Here is a 25,901-nt window from a genome sequence, read left to right as displayed (position 1 = left end):
GTTATAATCGGCGGATCTACGCAGCGTGCTTAGGCACATCAGAGCGGGTCATTAGCTCAGTTGGTAGAGCAGTGGACTTTTAATCCATTGGTCGATGGTTCAAGTCCATCATGACCCACCATTCTTTATTCGTAGAATAGTAGAGTGGTTATAATCGGCGGATCTACGCAGCGTGCTTAGGCACATCAGAGCGGGTCATTAGCTCAGTTGGTAGAGCAGTGGACTTTTAATCCATTGGTCGATGGTTCAAGTCCATCATGACCCACCATTCTGGTTTATTCAATTTCAGTTTATCTTACCCCTATTTAGTAAATTCACATCACTTTACATCAAAAGAAAAAAACACTTACAAAAAATTATCGTCAAGCTAAATATAAATGCGTTAATCAAATTGCTATTATATCAATCGTGTTAAGTTACTGACCATTTATAGCGACAGATAAATACAGTGATAACAAGGCTTAAATTTTGACATGTAGTTGTTCTCGGCAATTGCTCCTGCATTGCTCTACCTCCTGCATCCATGCAGTCGTACATAAAAAATAACTAACGCAGTTAACGCTTTATTTAGCCTGCTAGAATGATTAAATATTTAAGTAGATTGGTATTTATGACCACTACTGTTATTTAGTTTTATATTCTCGTATAATCCGCCCCATAAATGCACTGTAGATTAAGTGGTCGAGAAATGAGTTTAGCTCAAACTATTATGCCTGAAGGTTATATCTTTCCTCCTAAACCAGCTCCATTGAATAATGATGAGCAGGCGCAATACAAAGCACGTATCAAGCAATTATTGATTGATAAAAATGCCGTATTGGTTGCCCATTATTATACTGATCCTGAAATTCAAGCGCTTGCTGAAGAAACTGGCGGTTGTGTTGCTGATTCGCTAGAAATGGCTCGCTTTGGTGCCAAGCACGATGCTGACATGATTATCGTTGCCGGCGTACGTTTTATGGGTGAAACAGCAAAAATACTGACACCGAATAAAACCGTGGTTATGCCAACACTAGAAGCAACTTGTTCGCTTGATATTGGTTGCCCAATTGATGAGTTCTCAGCGTTTTGTGATCAGCACCCTGATCGTAAAGTGGTTGTATACGCAAATACATCAACTGCCGTTAAAGCTCGCGCTGATTGGATTGTTACCTCATCGTGTGCCCTTGAGATTGTTGAGCACCTAGATGAAATGGGTGAAAAAATCATTTGGGGCCCAGACAAACATTTAGGTGCCTATATTCAAAAGAATACTGGCGCTGATATGATCATGTGGAATGGCGCATGTATCGTGCATGACGAATTTAAAACCAAAGCGTTAAAAGACATGAAAGCGCTTTACCCTGACGCTGGCGTTTTGGTTCATCCAGAATCACCAGCAGAAATTGTAGCGTTAGCTGATGCAGTAGGTTCAACCAGTCAATTGATCAAAGCGGCACAAACTATGAGCAATCAAAAGTTTATTGTTGCCACTGATCGCGGCATTTTTTATAAAATGCAGCAGTTATGCCCTGATAAAGAATTTGTTGCCGCACCAACGGCTGGCGAAGGCGCAACCTGTAAGAGTTGTGCGCACTGCCCGTGGATGGCAATGAACGGCCTCAAAGCGATTGAGGAAGCGTTATTAGATGCAACTGGCAAAGAAGTGTTTGTAGATATGGACCTTCGTGAAGGCGCACTCAAGTCGCTTAATCGTATGCTCGATTTCTCAGCGTCACTCCAACGCTAAACTAGGTTATAAAGATAAGGCCGCTGGTATTGCTATCAGCGGCCTTTTTTGTTTGTTTACTAGGCAGTTAACAGGCAAAAGGGAAAAACACCTTGCACCGCCGCGCGCTATTTCATACTATTACGCCGCGTTATACATTAACGCCTGCGGTGAGGTGGCTGAGTGGCTGAAGGCGCACGCCTGGAAAGTGTGTTTAGGTTAATCCCTAACGAGGGTTCGAATCCCTCCCTCACCGCCATTATTCAATATTAGGACGCCTCATGGCGTCCTTTTTTGTGCCTATAAAAAAGTGAAGTAAATAACTCAAATTCTAACTATTTTTTACTTTTTATTAGGTATTGGTGTTTAGTTGCTTGCAATAATAAATATAAAATGAGCAGCGCTAAAGTTGTAGTTAAACTTAAAACGACCGTTATTTAGTTATTTTGTTTGCTAGGTTAGTTAATAAATCAACGGCTTTAAAGCTCGCCGCTTCCATTTGCGATATATGATCAATCATTTTATCCGAATGGCCATCTGCAAAGGCTTGCAATGCTTGTATGCCATGGTTGTGAATCTCGGCGTGCGGGGCTTCTAAGTTTTTAAATTCAATATGGGAGGCGTATTTAGCTGCACCATCACCTTTATAGTACCATTTACCTAAACGACACATTGTGTGATCGGCAAATTCATCTGTGGTTTTATCAGATAAACCAAGTAGTACCTTATAAACTTCCAGTTTCCAAACGATATGATCCATTTTTACCGTCTGAATAAATGCGTTTTCAGTTGAGTCGGTAATAACTGAATACATGTTTTGTGAGAACGTAACAATTTTATTAGCGGTATCTTCGATAGCCGCTGAACTTTCACTGATCTCATTACTTTGTTTCCCGACGTCGGTAATGTTGCCAACAACGTGGTCCATTTGTTGGTTTACTTGTTCAATTAAGCCTGAAATTTCATTCGATGCATCAGCTGAGCGTTGTGCTAATGTGCGAACTTCATCTGCAACTACGGCAAAGCCTCTACCTTGTTCTCCAGCTCTGGCGGCCTCAATAGCAGCATTAAGGGCTAGTAAGTTAGTTTGGTCAGAGATGCCTTTGATAATGTTTACAAAGTCATTAATCCCTGCTGTGACTGTTTGTAATTGCTTTACAGATTCAGAGGCTGTTTTAGTGTCTCTGGATATCACAGAAGTTGATTGCAAAGTGGCGGATAGCATTACAATAATGTTATCAAGCAACTGCTGTGATGATTGAAAGCCATCTCTGTGCATTACAAGTTCACTTGAATTTGCTGCTAGGCTCTCCCTGATTTGCTCTATTAAAATTGAAGACTGTAGCCACAAGCGGTTTAATTCGTCTTGTTGTTTGGCAGTTTTATCAGTTTGATTTATTTGCGCTACTAACTGACTTTTAGCATTCTTAACTTGTTCTAGTTCATCATGCAGTGCTTCATTTTGGTTACGAATATCTACAATTTCATTTTTTAGTTTTGCAATTTCTTTTTTATACTTAGAATTAAATATCACGTATTTGTCCAACTGTTTCTGTAAATGTGCCCAGAGTAAATCTCAGCGTTGTGCTAGCACACTTAATCTAATAGGTTATTAGGTTAGTTTAGCAAACTATGTCGTAATTTTTTTGAGCAAGCGCAATAAAACAGTGTGCCATTGCTATTTTTAGGTCAACAGAGCAGCCTTAATGCGAGGAAATAACATCGCTTTATTAGTAAACTATATGTTTGAAGATAGTTGCGCGCAAGAACATTTGTTAGTTTAACTGAGACAGACGACTTTATTCCGCCCTGTTTCTTTAGCTTTATAAAGACCAAGATCGGCTTGTTTAACCATGTCTTTATATTCACCTTGTTGATTATATTCACAGACACCTAAAGAAACAGTGACCTGAAGTAGCTTATCTTGGTAAGTCAATTCAATGTTACTTACGGCTAAGCGTAACTTTTCTGCAAGATGCGATGCTTGCTCTTTATTGGTTTCAGGTAAAAACACCAGAAATTCTTCACCTCCCCAGCGAGCAACTTTATCCATACTTCTAATTGAATCTTGCAATGCGCTAGCCACTTTTTGCAATACAATGTCACCATAGTCATGTCCATAGGTGTCGTTGAGTACTTTAAAATGATCTATATCCAGCAAAATAATACTAAAAGTTTTTTTATTGCGATTAACCCGGCTCATTTCTAATTCAAAGATATCGTGCAATGCGCGGCGATTAAATAGTCCCGTGAGCTGATCGCGCAACGCAAGCTCTTTAACTTGCAGGTAGGCAGAGTGTTTTAGTCTATAGGCAATATAAATAAATAGGATAATTAAAAGACTGAAGGCAACGATCCCATAGAGTCGTAGAATTGCATTTTCATTGCTTGTTTGCGCTAGTTTAGCTTCGATTAATGACTTTTCTTTAGAGGCAATATCATAGGCTGCTTGTGATTGATCAAATTTTTCTTTTGCAGCTAATGAGGTACTTTCATCATCTAATTCTTTGTATTCAATCATAAGTTCTAATGCGCGTTGGTAATTTCCTAATGATTGATAATTTTCGATCATTGGCGGATAGTTTTCTAAACGTTTGATGAGTTGACTCTCGCTTGAAAATATAGCAAGGGCTTGCTCAAAATAGTCGGCAGCAAGTTTATAATTACCTAAACTTTGATTGCTTTGTGCCAGATTACTTAAAACGGTAGGCTTATGTATTAAATCATTGTTTTTATTTACAATATCTAACGCTTTTAAATAATAATCAATGGCTTTTTGGTGCTCATTTAGCTCAGCATAAATAGTGCCTTTATTAATAATTATAGGAACTCGGTCAAATATATTATGGAAGTGGGCTACTTTTTCGGCTTGATTAATGGCAATTAATGCCTCTTGGTATTGGGCTTTATCAACGTACATTGCAGCTAAGTTTGCATACAGCTCAGTGAGCAGTATGTCATTTTCAGGGTATGCTGCTATTGCCTGTTGAGTGTATTCAATCGCTTTGTCGTAGTTTTTCATATAATAATTGGTAAACCCTAAACCAATTAATATCTTCGGTGAAGCATATCCTTGAATGTTTATTTGTAAATCGTGAGCATGTAAGATTTTATCGAGTCCATCTACCATTTTTCCTTGTCTAACAGAGTTAATTCCATACAAATAGTAAGTCATACTCGTAGCAAGCTGTGTGTCATCAGCAAAAGACACTGCTTTTGATAAATAAGAATCGGCTTCGGCAAACTTACCTAAGCGATATTTCATTAATCCGAGGTTGTCATAAAGTGCGTATTTAGTTTCTATATCGACTTCGCTATCGAGTAATTGTGAGACATCGTCTTTGAGCAAGTCGAATTCATGCCAGTTCTTGTCTTCATTCATAAATGCAAGCCAAACAACCATTAACTCAGCTTGTTGTGTGGTTGATTGTGCCGAGGAATATGTTGCTCTTAATTGTTGATAAGCTTGTGCGGATTCACCATCACTTTTGAGCTGTTTTATTTCACTGAGTGTGGATTCTAGTGAGTCAATTTGCTCTGTGGCATAGCCACTATTAATAAACGTTAGCAGTAGTAATATTAAAATACCTTGTCGTACCATTATAAAGTCCAAAGAGTAAGGGGCGTGTTGAAGTCAACTAATGCCAAAGTTTTTGCAGTGGGAGCTGTGTTTATTTCACTGATCAGTGTGAATAAGCATAAATTAATTATCGCTAAAAGCGACATTATTGCCGTTATATTTTAATTTTTATAGGTATTAATTTTGTATCTTTGTCTTAAAGCGTTGCGCGTAAAAAATTTAAAGTTTGCGTGGATAAGTCGCAGAACAACACGTCTGCGACTCAATTATAGCGAAGTGTAATTAGTAACGTTTTTTAGGTGCTTTTAGTTGTGAATCAAATTCATCAGGAAATAAAATTGTGCCGTCGTCTTCTTCAGTTGGAAAAACGGCGATAAGTAAGTCATCTTGTTCAAGACCGGGTGTCCATCGGGTTGTCCAATCTTTCAATGGAATTGCTTTAGCTGTGCAATTTTCCCACTCACCGGTAGCCCATGCCTCGGCATAAATACGTTCAGGCCATACCGGTACACAATCATCATCTTCGTTGGCGAGCATAACACAGCCATCGTCGTCATTTAATATCCACACTTGTTTGAACTCTTGGACGGTCTCAAACATAAAAGCCAATCTTTTTTTGGCTCCTAAATTTAAGATTGTCTCGAATTTTTCAGATGCGGTTGCAGTTGCATTACTCATTAATAGACTCTCTCTAGAATGGCTTAGGTATAGTATATTGACTAATATGACAAAATGTCGATTAGTTAAAAATTAATTACACATTGCGTGGTATAAATCGTCGGCGAGTTGGCTTAGATCTTGTTCGCAGCGGTTAGTCAGTGCATAGGTTCGCAAGCCGTAAAGGCCCATTGCTAAAAAACGAGCTAGATGCTCAGCTGTGCGTGTGTTTGGGATTTCACCTTCTTTTATCGCGCGCTCAAATTGTTCGGCGAGGGCGTTTTCGTAGGCATTTAAATTTGTCATCAGTACGTGGCTGATCTGTGAATCTTGCCCTTCAACTTCACTAATACTTTTAGTCAGTAAACATACTTTCATCGCATCACCACTGATACACTCGTTGACTATTGAGTCTAAGTATTGGCGTAGGCTTGGTAAAACGGGTTTATGTTGACAAAAAAGTGCCGTAAATTGCTGATTTCGATCAGCCTGATATTGCTCAATAGCCGCTAAAAAAATACCTTTTTTATTGCCAAACGCAGCATATAAAGATCCCGGATGAAGCGCTGTAACTTGCGTTAATTTTTGCATACTCGTTTTAGCATAACCGTGTTGCATAAAAGCCAGCATCGCTTGGCGAAGTACAAATTCACGGTCAAATTCGGCTATTCTCATAGGGCGCTCTGTTGCATTCTATTTGACTTATAAGGTGTAGATGGGGTTAGTTTACTTAATCTTGAACAAATATTCAAAAATAGACTTGAATGTTTTATTGTTCGCCCTTATCTTGAATGTACACTCAAGATAAGGATTGATAAGAATGACCACTGATCTACTGCAACCGTTTAAGCTTAATGACACGATTGAATTACAAAACCGTATACTTATGGCACCGCTAACGCGTTGTATGGCTGACGATAACTTAGTGCCAACCCAAGCGATGGTTGATTACTACGCACGCCGTGCTGAAGCCGGTTTAATAATTAGTGAAGCCACGATTATTCGCCCTGATGCGCAAGGTTACCCGAATACGCCAGGTTTATTTACCAGCGCACAAATTCAAGGCTGGAAAAAAGTAACCGATGCTGTGCATGAGCAGGGCGGTAAAATGTTTGCACAACTTTGGCATGTTGGTCGGGTTGCACATCCACACTTTTTTGATGGCGACGTTTTAGCCCCATCTGCGATTGGTGTTGAAGGCTCTGTACCACGTATGCGTGAGCTTACTTATATTACCCCAAAAGCAGCAACCACTGCCGATATTAAGTCATTAATTGCAGATTATGCAAAGGCTGCAGAGAATGCGCTTGAAGCAGGGTTTGATGGCGTTGAGATCCATGGTGCGAATGGTTACTTAATCGATCAGTTTTTACATTATGCAGCCAATGAGCGTGATGATGAATACGGGCAAACTCCAGAGAATATGTCGCGTTTTGCACTTGAAGTTGTTGATGCGGTAATTAATGTCATCGGCGCAGATAAAACTGGGCTACGTTTATCTCCTGGTGCTTACTTTAATATGAGCGAAGATAGCCGCGATAAAGCGGTATTTGATTACCTCTTAAACGAGTTGAATAGCCGAGCACTCGCTTACTTACATGGCGGTATTTTTGACGATAGCATGCGCTTTGCAAGCCTTGCAGATAAAACGACGTCAGAATATTTACGTGCGGCTTATTCAGGTACTTTAGTGGGTGTTGGTAGCTATGATTTTGACACGGCTAAAGCTGCTATTAATGCCAATAAGTTTGATTTAATTGCTATTGGTCGCCCGTTTATTGCAAACCCAGATTACATCAGTAAAATAAAAAATGCTGAAGAAGTGGTTCCATATAGTGATGAAATGCTGGCTGAACTAATTTAAACGTAGTTTGTTTTAGTCACTAAACCACCTACTTCTGTAGGTGGTTGCATTAACGTCGGAAACTACTTGTCTCTGGCGTTTATAACACGTCAATAGATGTTGATTGCAAACTTGTTTTAGGTATTTATTTGCGATTAGCAATATTGCTTTTTAATCGTTACTAATGCTGTGAAAAATACTCTTTCGTATTGATTTAACTCCCTCTCTATTTCCTAAAAATATTACCGCGATAGACTGTTATTTAAATTATAATCTTTATTTTGTTAATTGGTTAAGCTGCATTGTTGCCATAAATAATCAATATTTTTGTCACTGTTACGTCAATTTTTTCGAGCTTTTTTGTCATATATTCCCTCCATACTTTGCCCGTATACAAAACAATAATTGCAAATGGGACAACAATGCGTACTTTTACTAAAAGATCGACTTTAAGCTTAGCAATCGCTTTAGCGTTTTCAACTAATAGCTTTGCAAATACCAACGAAATAGAAGAAGTCACGGTAGTGGCAAAACCAACGAGCTATGCAAATAGTGTGATTGAGCAATCAATGATTGAACAGCAGAGTTCGGTATCAAGTGTATTATCGGTGATGGATAACCTACCGGGAATTAGTATTAACGAAGGTGATGCATTTGGTGGTGATGATTGGTCTACCACTATTACGATGCGCGGCTTTAGTATCGATGGTAACCAACAGCAGTTAGGTATGACGGTTGATGGTATTCCAAACGGCGGCTCTAATTATGGCGGTGGTGCAAAAGCTAATCGCTACCTAGACAGCGAAAACTTAGCCACGGTTGAAGTGGGCCAAGGTACCTCAGATATCGCCTCAGCATCACTTGAAGCGCTCGGTGGTACGTTTAATTTTGTAAGTAAAGATCCTAGCCTTGAGCGAGGAACTACATTTGCTTACACCAATGGTGACCATGATGCGACCCGTTATTATTTTAAGCATGAAACTGGCACTCTCTTTGATAACACGCAAGCTTATGTGAGTTATTCACAAACCAATACTAGCCGCTGGATAGGTGATGGCAGTAATGGCGGTAAAGATAATCAACATGCTGAGGCTAAATTTGTATCTAACTTTAATGCGCTGACTGTAACAGGGCGTTTATCGTATGATGATGTAAGTGAGACCAACTATAACAGTGTGAGCTTGCAGCAATTTGCGCAAACACCAAATTGGGATCAACTAACTTGGAATTGGACTGGCGTGCCACACTTTGACCAAATGTTTGCAGAAGGTTGGGGTACATTGCGTGAAAATGCGTTAGGTTACGTAAAGTTTGAATACGCAATCTCACCTTCGTCATTATTAACAATCAGCCCTTATTACCATAAAAACTCAGGGCGTGGTGATTGGATCCCACCTTATTTAACATCACCTGTCGACAAAGACGGTAATCCAACAACCGAAGGCGGCACAAATGCTGGCTCATATGGTTTTGCAGATAGCCAAGGTAAGCCATTAACGCCTAACGCAAATTGTACAGACACACTCAGTTGGCCATGGGATTCAGGCACAGGGTTGAATCCGGCGTGTTACCCAGATTCGGCAATACCGGTAATGTCATATCGCCATACACACTATGACAAGGACCGTTTAGGTTTAACCGCCGATTATAAATTAACCTTAGGGATGCACGATATTGAAGCAGGTATTTGGCTTGAGCAAACTGATCGTGACGAATCTCGTGATTGGCATAAAGTTATTGATGCTCGCGTGTATCATCACTTTGATAGCACCCCATACTGGACGCAATATAAAAATACTTTTGAAACAGATACCTTTAAGTGGTACGTACAAGATTCTATCAGCCTAGGCGATTTTACAGTTAATCTTGGCGCTAAACAGTATTTAGTTGAATTACAAAAATACGATCATTTTGCAGATCTACGCTCTGATAAAATAAACAGTGATTCAGATGTGTTATTTAGTGCCGGTGCTTTGTACCAGCTAACTAGCAGCACTGAGTTATTTGCCAGTTTCAGTGAAAATTTCTCAGCAATTAAAGATGGTGTGCTGGAGCGTGATAGTTCTACACTCACAGAAATTGAACCAGAAACAGCTGAAAATATCGACTTTGGTGTACGTTATAAAGCAGACCGCTTGAGCCTAACTGCGACCGCTTATTCTATTGCCTTTGATAACCGTATCACCTTTATCGCACCTGGCAGTGATACCGGCGGGATTGATTATACGATAGGTACAAATGGCTCTTACATCAATGTAGGTGGTATTGACTCGCAAGGTATTGAACTATCAGCAAGTTATATGCTTACAAATGAATGGAATATTTATACTTCATATACTAATAACAGCTCTGAATACGCATCGCACGATCCAAGTGCCTACGATGCCGATGGTGTTATCCTCAAAGATGAAGACGGAAAAGCGCTACCGCCAAGCTTTAAAAAAGGCGATGACGTAATCGATTCACCAAGCGATATGTTTGTGCTTTCGACCGATTATTACAGTGGCGACTTCCGCTTTGGTATATCCGCTAAATATACCGGTGAACGCTTAGGTGCATTTTTAGATGAGCAAACTCGTACACGTAATAAAGTTGATGGTTATACCGTGCTTGATATCAATGCCGGTTATGCTGCAGACGTCAATGCCGGCCCATTTAAATCAATCGATATTGCTTTTGCTGTCACTAACGTAACAGATAAACAGTATTTAGCGGGTGGGACAGGTAATGGCAGCACTTATTTTATTGGTGCACCACGAACTGCAGCAGTTACATTTACTGCTAATTTTTAAGCCCTAATTATAAAAATAATAACCAAAACCCATCCTTGTTGATGGGTTTTTATTGATAGGAATACTATGAAAGCAATAGCTAAACTGGCCGTAATAGGCTGTACATTAATGGTAAGTCATATTGTCAAAGCCAGTGATAATGTCGTGCTTGTGACGCTTGATGGTGTGCGCTGGCAAGAGGTATTTAACGGCGCCGATCAAAAATTGTTAGCAAATCCCGATTTTGTTAAACAGCCAGAGCAATTGAAACAACAGTTTTGGCGCGATGACAAACACGCCCGACAAGCTCAGTTAATGCCATTTATTAGCAATACGATTGCTCAACACGGTGTGTTAATTGGCGATAGAGAGAATGGTTCAACAATGTCGGTGAGTAACCCGTGGTATTTTTCATACCCAGGCTACAGTGAGATCTTAACTGGCAGTGTTGATGAGGCAATTAACAGTAATGATAAAACGCCAAATCCAAATAAAACTATTTTAGAGCGATTAGAGCAACGCGCTGACTATAAAAATAAAACCGCCTTATTTGGCAGTTGGGATGTATTTCCGTTTATTGTTAATACCAAACGCAGCGACGTATATGTAAATGCGGGTTTTATGCCAATTGAGGCAGACTTATTTGCCGATGCGCCACTATTAAATGCTTTACAACAGGAGATCCCAAGTCCTTGGCATAATGTGCGTTTAGACAGTTTTACATATCGTTTTGCCAAAGCTTATATGCTGGCAAAAAAGCCTAAGTTATTAGTGATCAGCTTAGGTGAAACCGATGATTTTGCCCATGATGGTCATTACGATCACTATTTGCAGTCGGCTAAACAAAGTGACGCTTTTATCAAAGACTTATGGCAAACCATTCAGACTACACCTGGCTATAAAAATAACACAACGCTTATTATCACCACGGATCATGGCCGTGGCAGTAACGCTAATGATTGGCAGCATCATAGTTCAAAACAAGCAATGGCAAAATCGGAGCAAGGTCGTAAAGCTTTTCCTGAGGGAATTATTGGCTCTGAGCATATTTGGTTAGCTGCAATTGGCCCAGATATTAAACCGCAAGGTTTATTAAAAACAACAACAGAGCTCAAACAAGCACAAGTTGCGGCAACGATTTTAACCGTACTTGGCGAAAACCCTAAGCAGCTTAATCCCGCTATGGCGGATGCAATTGATGAGATTTTAAAATGAAGCATTTAATTAAAGCGGCCGCATTGGTAAGCATTGTTGCGAGTTTTTCAGTATTAAGTACACCGCAAAAACTAACGCCGCAAAAAATACTGTTTGGCTCATGTGGGCATCAAGATAAAGATATTCCGATTTTTGACGCGATCAATAAAGAGCAGGCAGATTTGTTTATCTTTTTGGGTGATAACATCTACGGCGACACCAACGATATGCGCGTACTTGCCGATAAATATCAGCGCTTAGGCGCTAAGCCCGGCTTTAAAACGTTAAAAGCACAGACTCCCCTTATTGCCATGTGGGATGATCATGATTTTGGCCAAAATGATGCAGGTAAAGAGTACCCACATAAAGAACAGTCTCGGAAAATTATGCTCGACTTTTGGCAAGAGCCAACGGGTTCAGTGCGTCGCACACGTGCCGATGGGATTTATACCTCGTATATGTATGGTGAAGATGAGCACACGATACAAGTGATCATGCCTGATCTGCGTTGGAACCGCGATGCACTTAACCACGTTAGTGAAACACAATACAAGACTGAGCGTAAAGCGAATAATCAAGGGCCTTATAGCCCAAGTGAAGTAAAAGGCGCATCGATGTTAGGTGAGGCGCAGTGGCAATGGTTTGAACAAGAGCTTAAAAAGCCTGCTGCAATTAAACTGATTGCTTCGAGCTTACAGTTACTGCCTGACTTTACCGGCTGGGAGTCATGGGCTAATTTTCCGGAGGATAGAAACCGTTTATTTGCGTTAATTAAAAAACACAAAGTAAACGGCGTGGTAATTATCAGTGGTGACACACATTGGGGTGAGATATCAAGGTATGAACAAAACCTTGATTATCCACTGATTGAAATGACCAGCTCAGGCCTTACTGAAAAATGGAAAAACGTCAGTCCTAATAAACACCGCGTGGGGAAGTTCACACATGACGTTAATTACGGTGATTTAAGCATTGATTGGCAACAAACAGATCCAGCTATTTCACTCCAGCTAAAAGGCATTGATGGCGATGTGATCATGCAAAGCCAATTTAGCTTATCAAGTATTAGCCCATATAAATAATGACTCCCTCAGAAAATAAAACGCACAGTAGCTATACTGTGCGTATAAAAAGTGAGTTAATTATTGTGCTAACTCGCTGATTTATTAATGCCAATTAGCGACAATGGCTACCCCTATAATTGAAAATATCTTACACTGTTTTTATCTCAAGCAAGAACAGTGTCGCTATGCTCAATATTATTCAATCTAACCGTATGGAAGCCCTGCAAGCGCAGTTTCATCAGCTTTTAAAAGTAAACCCATTAAGCAGCCCGTTTGATAAAGAAGTGGTGTTGGTGCAATCTCCGGGTATGTCGCAGTGGCTGAAAATTGGTTTAAGTGAAAGTTTGGGGGTGGCAGCACAGGTAGATTTTCCACTGCCGTCGAGTTTCATTTGGCAGTTATACCAGCAGCTATTACCGAATGTACCCAAAGAGTCGGCGTTTAATAAACCTAATCTTGCTTGGAAGTTATTTGCTATTTTACCAAACTGCATTGATGAACCGTTATATTTACCCCTTAAAACCTACCTAGCAGGTGACACTGACGGTCAAAAAACCTTTGCTTTATGTGAAAAAATAGCCGATGTATATGACCAATATTTAATGTACCGTCCGCACTGGATAGCCACATGGGACAGCGGCACTGATAAATTAGATGATGTAGATATTAGTATCGCGCCGTGGCAGCCTGATCTGTGGCGAAAAATAATAGCGCATAGTCAAGTGCTTGGGCAAAGTCAGTTTCATCGCGCCAATATGCAAGGGCAGTTATTAGCCGCGCTTGATAAAATGGACAGTAGCTTATTACCAAAGCGGATCAGTTTATTTGGTATTTCAGCCATTGCCAGTTCGCAACTTGATGTGTTTGATGCATTGAGTAAAAAAACCGAGGTGTTTTTATTCTTTTTTAATCCCAGCGAACATTATTGGGGGGATTTAATTGATGAAAAAACGGCAGCTAAAATAACGGCTAAATACGCCAAAATGCCATTGTTGGAAGCGCAGCAAAAAAAGCAAAGTGAGCCAGAGCAAGACTACTATTTTATTGGTAATCCGTTGTTATCATCGTGGGGTAAATTAGGCCGTGATTACTTTGAACAACTGGTACAGCGTGATGCAAGCTGGATTGATGGCTTTATTGATGTGTTTGACGACAGTTTACTTGGTCAAATTCAAAGCGAAATTTACCAGTTAGCGTTTAAAGGTGAATCCCTTACTGACAATAAAGAATGGTTTATAAACGATGAAGGTAAGCTTGCAATAAGCACTACCGATACCAGCATTGCTCTAAGTGATTGCCATACTCCACTTAGAGAAGTTGAGCGTTTGCACGATTACTTACTTAATTTATTTAATCAAAACCCCGCACTCACCCCAAAAGATATTATAGTAATGATGCCGGATGTTGGCACTTATAGCCCTTACATCGAAGCGGTATTTGGCGGTGCGCAGGGTAACCGTTTTATTCCCTATGCGTTAGCCGATCTAGCCATTGAGCAAGAAAAACCGGTACTGAGTTCGTTTGCAAGTTTAGCGGATCTGCCGTTTTCGCGCTTTGGTGTGTCAGATATCCTTGATTTACTGCAAGTGACGCAAATAGCTGAAAAGTTTAGTGTTGAAGCGCATGAATATGAGCAAATTCAATATTGGCTTGAGCGTGTTGGCGTCAAGTGGGGAATAAACGCCGAGCATAAGCATAGCTTTGATTTACCCGCGATAGAATTAAATACCTGGCAACATGGCTTAAACCGCTTATTGTTAGGTATCGCCCAACGTGATGAACAATGCCCGTTTAATGGCATATATAGCGCTGATGAAGTGGAAGGGATGGCACTTGATACACTCAATAAATTAGTGCATTTTATTGATGTATTGCAACACTTTAAACACAGGCTCACCCCAGACGACACGCTAACTAATAAAACCCTTATCCTGAGTGAACTATTAACGGCTATTTACGAGAGCGAAAGCGACGATAGCTGGGATTTACTGGTACTGCAAAAGGTGCTCGAAGAGCTGCAAAAGCACCATGATAATGGCGATTACACGCAAGTAGTGTCGCAGCGTATTGTGAGTTATTTAATTAAACAAGGCATTCAAGAAAAAGGTGTAGGGCAACGCTTTTTAGTCGGCCAAGTGAACTTTTGTACGCTAATGCCAATGCGTGCTGTGCCATTTAAAGTGGTGTGTATGTTAGGGCTTAACGATGCCGATTACCCACGAACGGTGCAGCCGATTGGTTTTGATTTAGTGCCTTATTCGAAAAAGCAAAAAGGTGACCGATCGCGCAAATTAGATGACCGTTACTTATTTTTAGAAGCGCTGCTCAGTGCCCGTGATAACTTATACATGAGCTATATTGGCCGTTCATGTTTTGATAATCAACCGCGTATGCCATCAACCTTAGTGAGTGAATTACTAGAATACATTGGCCGCAGTTTCAAATTTGCTGAGCCAAGTGAGCAAACCTTGCCTGAGTGTTTGATCAATAAACAGCATTTACAGCCTTTTAATAGCCTAAATTATCAGGCAGATACCACTAATACGCTGCAATCCAATCACAGTTATAATCCAATTTGGTTACCCGCTCAGGCGATAATCCCAGAGCCACTGACGGCGCTTGAGGTCAGCGCACCTGAACATCTTGAGCTGGATATGTTTATCCGCAGCGTATGCAATGCACAAGAGAGTTTTTATCAGCAAAGTTTAGGGTTGCGTTTAGCACAATTTAACGAAGTAGCTAAAGATGAAGAGCCATTTAGTTTAGACGCACTGCACCGTTATTTTTATCTCGACGAAATACTCGAAGCGGCTATTTTTGAGCAGCCCCTTAGTCGTGAGCAAATACTGCAACGAGGCGAGTTACCGCAGGCGCATGTTGGAGATTTGATCTTTGAGAAAATGCAGCACCGGGTTGATGCACTGGCAGGGCAAGTGAAAGAGCACATCAAGGGCGGCAAAAATGAACCGATTGAAGTTGCGCTAACACTTCACAGTGATAACAACAGTACTGAGCTTGAAGGCTGGTTAAATCATCTTTATCAGCACAAACAAGTGTTTTATCGCAGTGCCAGTATCAAGGCAAAAGATCTCATAAAGGGCTTTATATATCACCTTGTTGCGCAGTGCGTGGATCAACATGTAGAAACTGTATTACTTGGGCTTGATAAACAAATCACTTTTGCAGCTTTGGATAAAGCAGATGCCCAAGCACTGTTGCAAGATTGGTTTACTTTATATAACGCGCTACTTAAAAAACCAGTGGCGTTTTTTCCTGTGAGTGGCTATGAGTACGTAAAAAGTGGTGGCGATATTGGCAAAGCAATGAGCAAATTTAGCCCACAATATATTGGCCGAGGCGAGGGCGAGAACCCCTATATTCGCTTAACAACGCAATCGTTGAATGAGTGCCAAGAGGAATTTATACGCTGGAGCTATATGCTACTTGCGCCGTTATTTGCACATGCAAAGGAGAGTGACCATGCAAGCGCTTAATCCACTTACGATGCCGCTTATTGGGCAAAGTCTCATTGAAGCCAGTGCAGGCACCGGTAAAACTTATACTATTACAGGTTTATATTTACGTTATTTACTCGGCATGCAAATCGCGCAACAACACTCATCGCCCGTAAATACTCCGTTGAGTGTTGAACAAATATTGGTCGTTACCTTTACCGATGCCGCCACCCAAGAAATTAAAGACCGTGTGCGCACTCGTATTATAGCAGCACGTGATGCACTGCTTGGCCAAGCAACAGAGGATGAGCTGATCAATGCTGTGATCGCCACAATCGATGATAAACACCGTGCATTTGATTTGCTCGATGCCGCCGCTAAATCGATGGATGAAGCAGCAATATTCACCATTCATGGTTTTTGCCAACGAATGTTAAAACAGCATGCGTTTGAGTCTGGTGTGGCGTTTAATTTGGAGTTTATTTTAGATCAGCGGGAGATCTTGCTTGAAACCATTAAAGATTTTTGGCGAGTGTTTGTATATCCACTCAATAAAGAAAAAACTGATGCAATTTTAGAGGTATTTGCTGCCCCTGAAGCGTTATTTAGTAAAGTGGCGAACATACTTAATAAAGGCAATGCGCTGGTTACTCCGCAAATAAAACTAGATGATGTGTGGCAAGCACGCGAGCTATATCTTGGTAAAGTCGCGAGCTTTAAAAAAGCCTGCCTTGATAGCGAATTTATTGCAGCTGTAAAAAGCTCTGGCTTAAGTGGTGCCAAAACACCTGCACGTAAAGGCAGCCTTGCAGCGCTTGAGGCATTTTGTAAAGGTGATGAGCTGTTTTTTGAGTTTGGTACAAACAAGTACTCTTATGAAATATGGAGTACTGAAAACCTCAGTGACGAAGCTAATTATAAAAAAAATCAGCCTTTGTTTAGTCATGTAATGCTTAGCCAGTTTGATGAAATGGCGAAGCTTGTTAACACCGTTAATCAAGGCTTGGCAATCGCTATTGTGCAACATGCGGCAAGTTGGGTTAAACAAGCCATTGTAAAACGCAAGCAAGAGCAAAGCGTTATAACTCCTGATGATTTATTAACTAATTTGCACAGTGCACTCAATACAGAGCAAGGCGCAGCACTGGCAGAAAAAATAGCGCAGTTGTTCCCGGTAGCGATGATTGATGAGTTTCAAGATACTGATCCCATTCAGTACGGTATTTTTAGTAAAATTTATAGCCAAGAAAACACCACGCTTGCCATGATAGGCGACCCTAAACAAGCTATTTACGGTTTTAGGGGCGCGGATATTTTTACGTACATTGGTGCTAAACACGAAGTGGCAAAGGAGCAGCAATTTACCCTTGGTACTAACTTTCGTTCCAGTAGCGATGTGGTTGCAAGCGTTAATGCACTGTTTAGTAAACACGATAACAGCTTTATTTATAACGATGCGATCCCGTTTAATCGCGTGGCGGCACAAGGTAAAAAAGCCGATAAATCGTTTTTAATTGATGGCCAACCTGCCACCGCCTTTGAGTTTTGTGTGTTTGCAGATAGCGCCGCAGATGAAAAAAATAAACCAACTAATAAAGGCATTGGCCAGCAACATTTAGCTAGCTATTTTGCCAATAAAATAGTGATCTTACTTGAGCAAGCACAGCAAGGGCGTGCGTGTATTGCGAATAAGCCAGTCACGGCGGCAGATATTTGTATTTTGGTGCGTGATCGGGTTGAAGCGCAAATTATGAAAAAAGCCCTCAGTGATGCCAAAATTGCGAGCGTGTACTTATCCCGTGAGAGTGTATTTAGCCAAGAGCTGAGCCATCATTTACTTAATTTTTTATCGGCTTTACATGGCCAATACAACGAATCACTGTTGCGCGGCGTGTTAGCTGGGCCACTATTTTGCTTAAGTTATAATGAAATTTATGCCTTGGCTGATGATGAAGCACAGTGGCAAGAGCATCTTAACTTTTTTGCTTACTTGAGCTCTATTTGGTACAAACAAGGTGCTATGGCTATGCTTGAGCACTTACTCAGTCACAATCAATTAAGCGCGAAATGGCAAGGGCTGGGTTACAACGTTGAGCGTTGGCTGACCGATTTTCGTCATTTAGGCGAGATCCTACAGCAAAAACAAATCGAGCTAGAGGGTACTTTACGGTTATTACGTTGGTTTGCGCAGCAAGTAAGTCAACAAGATGGTGAAACCGTGCAAGTACGCCTTGAGAGTGATGCCAATTTGGTAAAAATAGTCACTATGCATGCTTCAAAAGGGCTTGAATACCCGCTGGTATTTATGCCATTTGCCAGCGGGTATCGTGAAACGAAAGATGCGTTGTATCATCAAGATGGCCAGCTGATTTACGATCTCAGTAAAAATGACGATGCGTTACAAAAAGCGGAGCAAGAACGCCTAGCTGAAGATTTACGGTTATTGTATGTTGCACTCACTCGCGCCGTTCATTACTGCGCAATTGGTATGTATAACCTAGGCCAAGGACAGAGTAGTCGGTTGGCAATTCAAAGTAGCTCCTTAGGGCATGTATTATTTGCAGGACTTGATATCACCAGTAGTTTAGTGTGGCGCACGCATTTACAAGAGTTTTGTGCTGACAAACCAGCCATGAGCTATCAACAGTTTACTAGCGAAGAGTTATCTCAGCAGGGTGCATTATCACTGCAATCAAGCCAAACACAAAGTCACAGTGTGAGTGTTAATAAGGTTAAAGTTAAAATTGAACGTGATTGGCGCACCACCAGTTTTAGTGCGCTGAGTTTTAAAAGTCATAGCGAGCATTTAGAACCTGGGCGCAGCGACGAAGATCATCAAAAAGATGAGTTTGCCACGCAACAAGACGATATTCGCTCACCTTATAGCTTTCCCAAGGGGGCAAAACCGGGTAGTTGTTTACACGAGATTTTTGAGCAACTGGATTTCACCAGCCCAGAGCAGCACCCCACAAACCATGAGCAAAACCTAAGCGTGGTAGTTGAGCGCAGCTTAAACAAATACCATATTAGTGAGCAATGGCAAGGGACAACTGAGCAATGGGTGCTTGCCGCGTTAAACTGCCCATTGAATGAAAACGGTTTAAGCTTAAGTAAATTAACGCCACGGGATTGTTTGGTTGAAATGGAGTTTAATCTGCCAATTACCAGTTTAACGGCAAAAGGCTTGAATGAAACATTGATTAAGCACTTTGGTTTTAATCAAAGTAGGCTCGATTTTTATGATGTAAAAGGCTTATTAAAAGGGTTTGTCGATTTAATATTTTGTCATAACGAGCAGTATTTTATTTTGGATTATAAGTCTAACTTTTTAGGCAACCAGCCAACTGATTATGAGCAAGAGCATTTAGAGCAAGCTATGAGTAGCCACCAGTACCATTTACAGTATCTAATTTACACCGTGGCATTGCATCGGTTATTAAAACAACGGATCAACAATTACAGCATTGAGCAGCATTTAGGTGGCGTATATTACACCTTTTTACGTGGTATGGCAGATGGAAAAGGTGTGTACTTTAAAAAGTTGACCGCCGAGCAAGTTATTATTTTAGATGGGCTTTTTAGTCAAGGCAGGGTTGCCCAAAGCATAGATGAGGCAACCGAAAATAGCCAAGGAGCAATGCTATGAGCGTGTTAGATACCAATACAGCCATTGCAACAGCAGCGACGAACGACGTACAAATAGTGCCATTATTTGATTACCTACTTAGCGAAAACCGGCTACGAATGGTTGATATAAAACTGGCAGAATTACTGTGTAGCAGTGAGCAAACTCAACGACCAAACGACGTTTATTCACTGCTTTTATTACTCTGTTTATCGCAGCAAAGTCAGCACAGCTGTTTAGATTTAGCGCAGGTAGATTGGCGTAATCCGTTTAATTTACGCCAAAGTGATTTTACCAAACTAGCGGGCATAATTCCTGACACACTCAGCCCGTTTAGCGACACATTTACCACCGTAGAGGCAATTAATTGCTTGCAAAACCATCCTAGTGTCGGGGAGACTAAACCGTTACAGTTACTTGAACAACGGCTTTATTTTGCACGTCTAAGCGGTTATGAGCAAACACTGGCATCACGATTGTTGTTAATGAGTGAGCGTAAGCTTGATATTGATAGCGATAAGTTAACTCAGTTACTTTGTGACTATTTCCCCGAACAAGATGCACCAGAGCAAGGGCTCGATTGGCAAAAGGTTGCCTGTGCGATGGCAGCAACCAAAGGCTTTAGCGTTATTACCGGTGGCCCAGGAACAGGTAAAACCACGACCGTGACTAAGCTACTAGCAATTTTACAATCGCTTTATCAAAATGCCCCACTGAGTATTAAGTTGGTGGCACCGACAGGCAAAGCCGCTGCGCGATTAAGTGAATCAATCCTTGGGGCAAAACAACAGTTAAAAGATAAAATAAGCGCTGCTATTACGCCGCTGATCCCAGAAAGCGCGCAAACGATTCACCGGTTACTGGGGGTAAAACCGTTTACTAATAAGTTTAGGCATAACCGCAGTAATCCATTGCATTTAGATGTATTGATCATTGATGAAGCGTCGATGGTTGATTTATCGCTGATGGCTAAACTAATTGAGGCCTTACCAGAGCATGCGCGACTTATATTACTCGGTGACAAAGACCAGCTTGCCTCGGTTGATACCGGCAGTGTAATGAGCGATTTATGCCAAGGTTTAGTGCTTGGCCAAACACCAAGTTATTCAGAGGCCCGTTGCGCTGAACTAAACAGCTTATGCTTTAATAACCAGCGCAAATTAGTCGCAGGTAATAGTCAATTCAAACTGGCCGACTGTATCGCGTTTTTACAGCACAGTTACCGTTTCACAGCCGACAGCGGCATAGGTCAATTAGCATTAGCGGTTAATACCAATAACAGCGGCAAGCTCAATTATGTAGAGCAAGAGCTGAGCAGCGGCCAATTTAAAGACGTTATTTTAGACTATGACATTGTAAGTAAACCGATTGATAAACTAGTACAAAGCGCCGCCAGTAAATACGCTCAGTACCTTAATTTAATTAAACAACACGCGAGCGTACAAGACATACATAAAGCTTTTGCCAGCTACCAGTTGTTAGCCGCAGTACGCGAAGGCGATTACGGCGTTCATAGTTTAAATAAACGCATTGAAACGCAATTAAGCCAGCAAGGATTGATTAATGTAAACTCAAATCAGCGGCATTATTTGGGCATGCCGATTATGATTGCGCAAAACGATTATCAGCTAAAACTATTTAATGGAGATATTGGGATTTTAATGCACGACGACAGTGCCCAGCTCAAAGCCATATTTATTGACGAGCAGGGCAATCAACGGGCATTTTCACCAGCCAGACTACCAGCCCATGACACAGTTTATGTAATGACTATTCATAAATCACAAGGCTCCGAGTTTGCCTATACGGCTATGGTACTGCCACCACAAAACCAAGCAACTGCCGGCATCAACCGCCAGTTAGTCTACACCGGCATTACCCGCGCTAAAAACACTTTCGAGCTGGTGGCTGATAAAAAAGTGTTGTTAATGGCAATGAATAAATCAGTCAGCAGGGCATCAGGATTGTATGAGAGGTTGGTGTAGCTTTGAAAGGGAAAGCTTTAAGTTTTAAGCTGCTTGATCTGACCCCGTTAAATTTATCATGTAGGTCGAGCTTTAGCTTTTTTGTTGTCACAGATGCTTTGATATAAAATGCTGGTTAATCAGAATCATGGGATTAAATAGATGAATTCTTTATTGGTTATTTTGCTTTTAATACCATTTGTGGCATTTTCACATAGCCCAAAATTTCAACAAGTGGAGCAAGAAGCTAGGTTAATCGAAGTGACGCTTTCGGGCCGGATAGGGGTAACGGTTCTTGATACTAAAAATGGAGAATACTGGGATTACAAAGGTGATGAACGCTTCCCTTTGACAAGTACTTTTAAAACAATTGCTTGTGCAAAGTTATTGTATGACTCTGAGCAAGGGGATATTAATCTTAATAGTACAGTCAAAATTAAAAAGACAGATCTTGTGACGTATTCTCCGGTTATAGAAAAGTATGTAGGACAAGCAATAACCCTCGATGATGTGTGCTCTGCAACCATGAAAACAAGTGATAATACCGCGGCAAACATCATCATAAATGCAGTAGGGGGCACAGAAAGCATAACTGATTTTGTAAGGCACACAGGGGATGAAAAAACTCGCTTAGACCGTTTTGAGCCCGATTTAAATGAAGGAATACCAGGAGACTTAAGGGATACAACGACTCCTAAATCAATAGCAAACACTTTAAATGAGCTATTATTCGGCTCAACACTTTCTCCAATGAGCCAAGAAAAGTTAAAAGCATGGATGGTCAATAACCAAGTAACTGGTAACTTGTTGCGCTCAGTGTTGCCTGAAGGTTGGAACATAGCCGATCGTTCCGGGGCTGGTGGCTTTGGTGCTCGAAGCATTACAGCTGTAGTATGGAGTGAACATCAATCACCGATCATAATTAGCATCTACATAGCGCAAACTGAGGTCTCAATGAAAGAACGCAATGAGGTGATCGCTAAACTAGGGAACTCCATTTTTAAAGTTTATACATCGCAGTCTCGTTGATAAAGCTAACGTTGAGGTCTTTCATGGATAAAGAGTAAAGTCTGATGCTCCTGCCAGAACAGCTAAACCATTGAATCAAAATAGCAACTCGGTTATGGTTGATGAATTAAAAGATAAATAAAACGAGTCACTTTTAAGGCTCGTTATAGAGGGAGTAGGTACAGGTGGATATTGAAGTTGCTTTGGTAAGCGCGTTTACAGTAAATGGTAAAGGTGGCAACCCTGCTGGCGTTGTTTTTAATGCTGATAGGCTCACAGATGCTGAAAAATTAAAAATTGCTCAAGTTGTCGGGTATTCAGAAACGGCTTTTGTTGCTAGTGATGATGAAGCTGATTTTGAGGTGTCTTTTTTTACTACAACAGCAGAAGTTGATTTTTGTGGCCATGCTACGTTAGCTACTTTTTCTACTATGTTCCAAGAAGGTATGCTTACTGCGGGCACTTATGTTCAGCGCACCAAGGCTGGCATGTTATCAGTGAGTATTGAACCAAATGGTAAGGTTGTCATGGAGCAGCAATTACCTGAAAAAATAGCTGGTTTTTCATATCAAGAAATTGCCCATGTGATAGGTATTGAAAGTAATATACTTGAAAGCACAAACTTACCTATTGAAGCTATTTCAACAGGACTAGCCGATGTCATTATTGCTGTTCCTCATGGCTATTTAGATGCAATAGAGCCAAACGATGAACGTATCGCTGATTTTTGCAAACAGCATAACCTTGTTGGCTTTCATGTTTTTGAGCTTTGTGAAGTGCAAAGTAAACATACAGCCAGCTGCCGTAACTTTGCTCCTTTGTTTGGTATTTCTGAAGAGTCAGCAACAGGAAGCTCTTGTGGGGCTTTAGCATGTTACCTTACCGAGCACCTTACTGAGTTAGGAAGTGAATATGTTTTTGAACAAGGTAGGGCTATGAATTGCCATTCAATAATTACAGCATCAGTTGAGTCTAACAATTCAATAATAAACAGCGTAAAGGTGGGTGGTTTTGCCAATAGTATAGGCTCAGTAATAGTTGCCGTATAACAGCTACTCTCTTAAGCCTAGTAATTGACAATAGCGTACAATTGACTGTTTTTATTCTATGTTGAAGAAGCTTGTTTTAGCGAAGGTTAGATTACTTTAAAGGACTCAGTGTGAAATGAATACTATATTTTTGCCCATGTTCGCACACGTGATTTTGTGTGTTGTGCTATATGGTTTGCTCACTATTGCCAGAGCCCCAAGTGTATGGGGGCTTGGTAAAAGAGCGGATGGCTCTAATCCATTTCAATCTATACAGCCAAAACTCAGCGCTAATTTGAGCAACCAATTCGAGTGGCCGGTATTTTTTCATCTGGTTTGTGTGCTTTTAATTTCTACTGATTCAACAATTAGTTCAGCTTATTATTTGCTGGCTTGGGTCTTTATCGCTGGGCGAGTGTTGCACAGTGGCGTTCAAATATTCACTTCAAACATCAGGCTGCGAGGAAGTGTTTTTACAATTAACTTCATCGCAGTACTCGCAATGTGGGTGATGTATAGCATTGAAAAAATGAGCAGTTAACAAGGTGGAAAGACTCGCAAACGTATCAAAAAATCAAACTAAACAGCTTGTAACCACTTAAGCCAAAAATAAGCACTAACACCGGTAAAGTAAGCAAGTTTACCAACATTGAGTTGGTGTATTTGCCCATTACTGTTTTTTGGTTAACCAGCCACACTAGGTAAGTGGTGACAATAGGCAGTAATAAGCCATTTGCGGCTTGAGCAAAAATTATCACGGCAACAGGGTCTAAACCCAGAGACGCCACGGCTGCACCAAATAATAAAATAACAATGGCGACACTTTTAAAGCGGGTGTTATCCATTTTATTTGACCAACCTAACATGCCACATACTGCATACGCACCGGCAAGAGGGGCTGTAATTGCACTGGTTAAACCAGCTGCAAATAAGCCAATAGCAAAAAAGTAATGGGCGGCATCGCCAAGTAATGGCTCAAGTTGTACCGCCATGTTGGCAGCGCTAATTTGCCCTGCATCTGTGCCATAAAATGCCACTGACGCGGTTGATAAAATAGCCAGCGTGATCACGCCACCTAAGGTGATAGATACGCCAGTGTCTACATTAGTTTGCTTAATGACTTTTTGCTTATCACTTTTGCTGTCGTGCCTTGCAGCTAAAACACCTGAGTGTAAAAATAAGTTATACGGCACTATGGTGGTGCCCACTAATGCCAATACCGTGGTAATTGAACCCTCAGGCATACTAGGAATAAACCCTGCTAACACATCACTCAGCGAGGGAGCAGCCATAACAAGTGTAGAGATAAACACTAGGCTCATTAAAATCACTAATAAAATAAGCGCGTTTTCAACGACTTTGTGTTTACCGCTGTAAAGTAACACCGCACTTAAAAATGCAATGAGTGGCGTCCAAAGCTGGGCATTAACATGAGGGAATATTTCAATTAATCCCATACTGGCACCGCTAAGGTTGCCAGCCTCGTAGGCGGCACTGCCTACTCCAATGGCGCTGATCACTAAAAATATAGCGAGAGATTTAAATAGGGGCGTTTCAATGTGAGCTCTTAGCGCTTGCGCTAAATCTTGCCCGGTGGCTACGCCAAGGCGCGCCGCCATAGATTGTAATAATATGGTGGCAATAACTGAAAACAGTAATGTCCATATTAGTGCAAAACCAAAGTTTGCACCTGCCACGCTGGCAGTCGTAATAGTCCCTGGTCCAATGAAGGCAGCGGTGACGAGTAGTCCTGGTCCTAATCGCATAATTGACCTTAATAGTACTTTTGTATATTGCTATTTAAAGTTACATCTAACGTTTTATAACGCGATGCCTGTATTATTGCTGCCACTTATATTAAGTGCCTTGCAGCGATAGCCGCCCCTTGGCAAACCCTTTTTTGATGATAATCATATGTTAAAAAAGGTCGCGTAGCATACCAACTTATATATAAATTTAAAGGGGATGTGGCGCGTTTGCACAAAATTAATACAAACAATAAAT

At 41.0% G+C, this 25,901-nt stretch carries 16 protein-coding genes and 3 tRNA genes; 14 read left to right on the top strand and 5 right to left on the bottom strand.

Annotated features, from left to right (window positions below):
* Positions 1-45: 45 nt before the first annotated feature.
* The 4 genes from H5183_RS00800 to H5183_RS00785 all read left to right on the top strand — a co-directional run bounded on the left by H5183_RS00800 (position 46) and on the right by H5183_RS00785 (position 1,967).
* Positions 46-121 (top strand) — tRNA-Lys (locus H5183_RS00800).
* 71 nt (positions 122-192) lie between these two features.
* Positions 193-268 (top strand) — tRNA-Lys (locus H5183_RS00795).
* A 420-nt stretch (positions 269-688) separates the two neighbouring features.
* Positions 689-1,729 (top strand): quinolinate synthase NadA, encoded by a 1,041-nt coding sequence (gene nadA / locus H5183_RS00790; RefSeq protein ID WP_182730647.1) that lies wholly within the window; start codon positions 689-691, stop codon positions 1,727-1,729.
* A gap of 148 nt (positions 1,730-1,877) precedes the next feature.
* A tRNA-Ser gene (locus tag H5183_RS00785) sits at positions 1,878-1,967 on the top strand.
* Between the two features lie 174 nt (positions 1,968-2,141).
* On the opposite strand, the gene H5183_RS21910 is transcribed toward H5183_RS00785, so the two are convergent.
* The 4 genes from H5183_RS21910 to H5183_RS00765 form a co-directional block, all read right to left on the bottom strand.
* A complete protein-coding gene (locus H5183_RS21910; RefSeq protein WP_274803910.1) occupies positions 2,142-3,242 on the bottom strand; it encodes a methyl-accepting chemotaxis protein in 1,101 nt (366 codons plus the stop codon).
* 246 nt (positions 3,243-3,488) lie between these two features.
* Positions 3,489-5,309 (bottom strand): tetratricopeptide repeat-containing diguanylate cyclase, encoded by a 1,821-nt coding sequence (locus tag H5183_RS00775; protein ID WP_182730646.1) that lies wholly within the window; start codon positions 5,307-5,309, stop codon positions 3,489-3,491.
* Between the two features lie 261 nt (positions 5,310-5,570).
* Positions 5,571-5,966 carry a DUF2750 domain-containing protein gene (locus H5183_RS00770; protein WP_145233101.1) on the bottom strand — a complete coding sequence of 132 codons (396 nt, stop codon included), beginning with the start codon at positions 5,964-5,966 and terminating at the stop codon, positions 5,571-5,573.
* A gap of 72 nt (positions 5,967-6,038) precedes the next feature.
* Entirely contained in the window at positions 6,039-6,620 is a 582-nt protein-coding gene (locus tag H5183_RS00765; protein ID WP_145233102.1) for a TetR/AcrR family transcriptional regulator, read from the bottom strand.
* A gap of 145 nt (positions 6,621-6,765) precedes the next feature.
* On the opposite strand from H5183_RS00765, the gene H5183_RS00760 reads away from it, so the two are divergent.
* From H5183_RS00760 to H5183_RS00715, 10 genes are all read left to right on the top strand, one after another.
* Positions 6,766-7,809 (top strand): alkene reductase, encoded by a 1,044-nt coding sequence (locus H5183_RS00760; protein WP_149982560.1) that lies wholly within the window; start codon positions 6,766-6,768, stop codon positions 7,807-7,809.
* Positions 7,810-8,210: 401 nt separating this feature from the next.
* Positions 8,211-10,580, top strand: coding sequence for a TonB-dependent receptor domain-containing protein (locus H5183_RS00755; RefSeq protein WP_182730645.1), 2,370 nt, complete (start codon positions 8,211-8,213; stop codon positions 10,578-10,580).
* 66 nt (positions 10,581-10,646) lie between these two features.
* Positions 10,647-11,774: an alkaline phosphatase family protein gene (locus tag H5183_RS00750; RefSeq protein ID WP_149982558.1), complete on the top strand. Its 1,128-nt coding sequence runs from the start codon at positions 10,647-10,649 to the stop codon at positions 11,772-11,774.
* Positions 11,771-12,835, top strand: coding sequence for an alkaline phosphatase D family protein (locus H5183_RS00745; protein ID WP_182730644.1), 1,065 nt, complete (start codon positions 11,771-11,773; stop codon positions 12,833-12,835). The genes H5183_RS00750 and H5183_RS00745 overlap by 4 nt, the downstream gene beginning before the upstream one ends.
* A 167-nt stretch (positions 12,836-13,002) precedes the next feature.
* The gene (gene recC, locus H5183_RS00740) at positions 13,003-16,311 is read left to right on the top strand and encodes an exodeoxyribonuclease V subunit gamma (RefSeq protein ID WP_182730643.1); all 3,309 of its coding nucleotides are present in this window, start codon (positions 13,003-13,005) and stop codon (positions 16,309-16,311) included.
* Positions 16,298-19,918 (top strand): exodeoxyribonuclease V subunit beta, encoded by a 3,621-nt coding sequence (gene recB / locus H5183_RS00735; protein WP_182730642.1) that lies wholly within the window; start codon positions 16,298-16,300, stop codon positions 19,916-19,918. Before recC ends, recB begins: the two co-directional genes overlap by 14 nt.
* On the top strand, positions 19,915-21,882 hold the full coding sequence (gene recD / locus H5183_RS00730; RefSeq protein WP_182730641.1) for an exodeoxyribonuclease V subunit alpha: 1,968 nt from the start codon (positions 19,915-19,917) through the stop codon (positions 21,880-21,882). Before recB ends, recD begins: the two co-directional genes overlap by 4 nt.
* A gap of 141 nt (positions 21,883-22,023) precedes the next feature.
* Entirely contained in the window at positions 22,024-22,890 is an 867-nt protein-coding gene (blaCARB, locus tag H5183_RS00725; protein WP_182730640.1) for a CARB/PSE/RTG family carbenicillin-hydrolyzing class A beta-lactamase, read from the top strand.
* 164 nt (positions 22,891-23,054) lie between these two features.
* On the top strand, positions 23,055-23,918 hold the full coding sequence (locus H5183_RS00720; protein WP_182730639.1) for a PhzF family phenazine biosynthesis protein: 864 nt from the start codon (positions 23,055-23,057) through the stop codon (positions 23,916-23,918).
* A 115-nt stretch (positions 23,919-24,033) separates the two neighbouring features.
* Positions 24,034-24,438 (top strand): MAPEG family protein, encoded by a 405-nt coding sequence (locus tag H5183_RS00715; protein WP_145233112.1) that lies wholly within the window; start codon positions 24,034-24,036, stop codon positions 24,436-24,438.
* Positions 24,439-24,463: 25 nt separating this feature from the next.
* On the opposite strand, the gene H5183_RS00710 is transcribed toward H5183_RS00715, so the two are convergent.
* The gene (locus H5183_RS00710) at positions 24,464-25,663 is read right to left on the bottom strand and encodes an Nramp family divalent metal transporter (protein ID WP_013464769.1); all 1,200 of its coding nucleotides are present in this window, start codon (positions 25,661-25,663) and stop codon (positions 24,464-24,466) included.
* Positions 25,664-25,901 lie beyond the last annotated feature (238 nt).

The organism is Pseudoalteromonas sp. SR44-8, from assembly GCF_014163635.1.
GTDB lineage: Bacteria > Pseudomonadota > Gammaproteobacteria > Enterobacterales > Alteromonadaceae > Pseudoalteromonas > Pseudoalteromonas rhizosphaerae.
This window is presented reverse-complemented; position numbering and strand designations above follow the sequence as displayed.

What these genes read in the sequence shown, in the direction of transcription:
- nadA (WP_182730647.1), top strand. Translation starts at nt 689, where the DNA reads ATGAGTTTAGCTCAAACTATTATGCCTGAAGGTTATATCTTTCCTCCT.
- H5183_RS00775 (WP_182730646.1), bottom strand. Translation starts at nt 5,309, where the DNA reads ATGGTACGACAAGGTATTTTAATATTACTACTGCTAACGTTTATTAAT.
- H5183_RS00770 (WP_145233101.1), bottom strand. Translation starts at nt 5,966, where the DNA reads ATGAGTAATGCAACTGCAACCGCATCTGAAAAATTCGAGACAATCTTA.
- H5183_RS00765 (WP_145233102.1), bottom strand. Translation starts at nt 6,620, where the DNA reads ATGAGAATAGCCGAATTTGACCGTGAATTTGTACTTCGCCAAGCGATG.
- H5183_RS00760 (WP_149982560.1), top strand. Translation starts at nt 6,766, where the DNA reads ATGACCACTGATCTACTGCAACCGTTTAAGCTTAATGACACGATTGAA.
- H5183_RS00755 (WP_182730645.1), top strand. Translation starts at nt 8,211, where the DNA reads ATGCGTACTTTTACTAAAAGATCGACTTTAAGCTTAGCAATCGCTTTA.
- H5183_RS00750 (WP_149982558.1), top strand. Translation starts at nt 10,647, where the DNA reads ATGAAAGCAATAGCTAAACTGGCCGTAATAGGCTGTACATTAATGGTA.
- H5183_RS00745 (WP_182730644.1), top strand. Translation starts at nt 11,771, where the DNA reads ATGAAGCATTTAATTAAAGCGGCCGCATTGGTAAGCATTGTTGCGAGT.
- recC (WP_182730643.1), top strand. Translation starts at nt 13,003, where the DNA reads ATGCTCAATATTATTCAATCTAACCGTATGGAAGCCCTGCAAGCGCAG.
- recB (WP_182730642.1), top strand. Translation starts at nt 16,298, where the DNA reads ATGCAAGCGCTTAATCCACTTACGATGCCGCTTATTGGGCAAAGTCTC.
- recD (WP_182730641.1), top strand. Translation starts at nt 19,915, where the DNA reads ATGAGCGTGTTAGATACCAATACAGCCATTGCAACAGCAGCGACGAAC.
- blaCARB (WP_182730640.1), top strand. Translation starts at nt 22,024, where the DNA reads ATGAATTCTTTATTGGTTATTTTGCTTTTAATACCATTTGTGGCATTT.
- H5183_RS00715 (WP_145233112.1), top strand. Translation starts at nt 24,034, where the DNA reads ATGAATACTATATTTTTGCCCATGTTCGCACACGTGATTTTGTGTGTT.
- H5183_RS00710 (WP_013464769.1), bottom strand. Translation starts at nt 25,663, where the DNA reads ATGCGATTAGGACCAGGACTACTCGTCACCGCTGCCTTCATTGGACCA.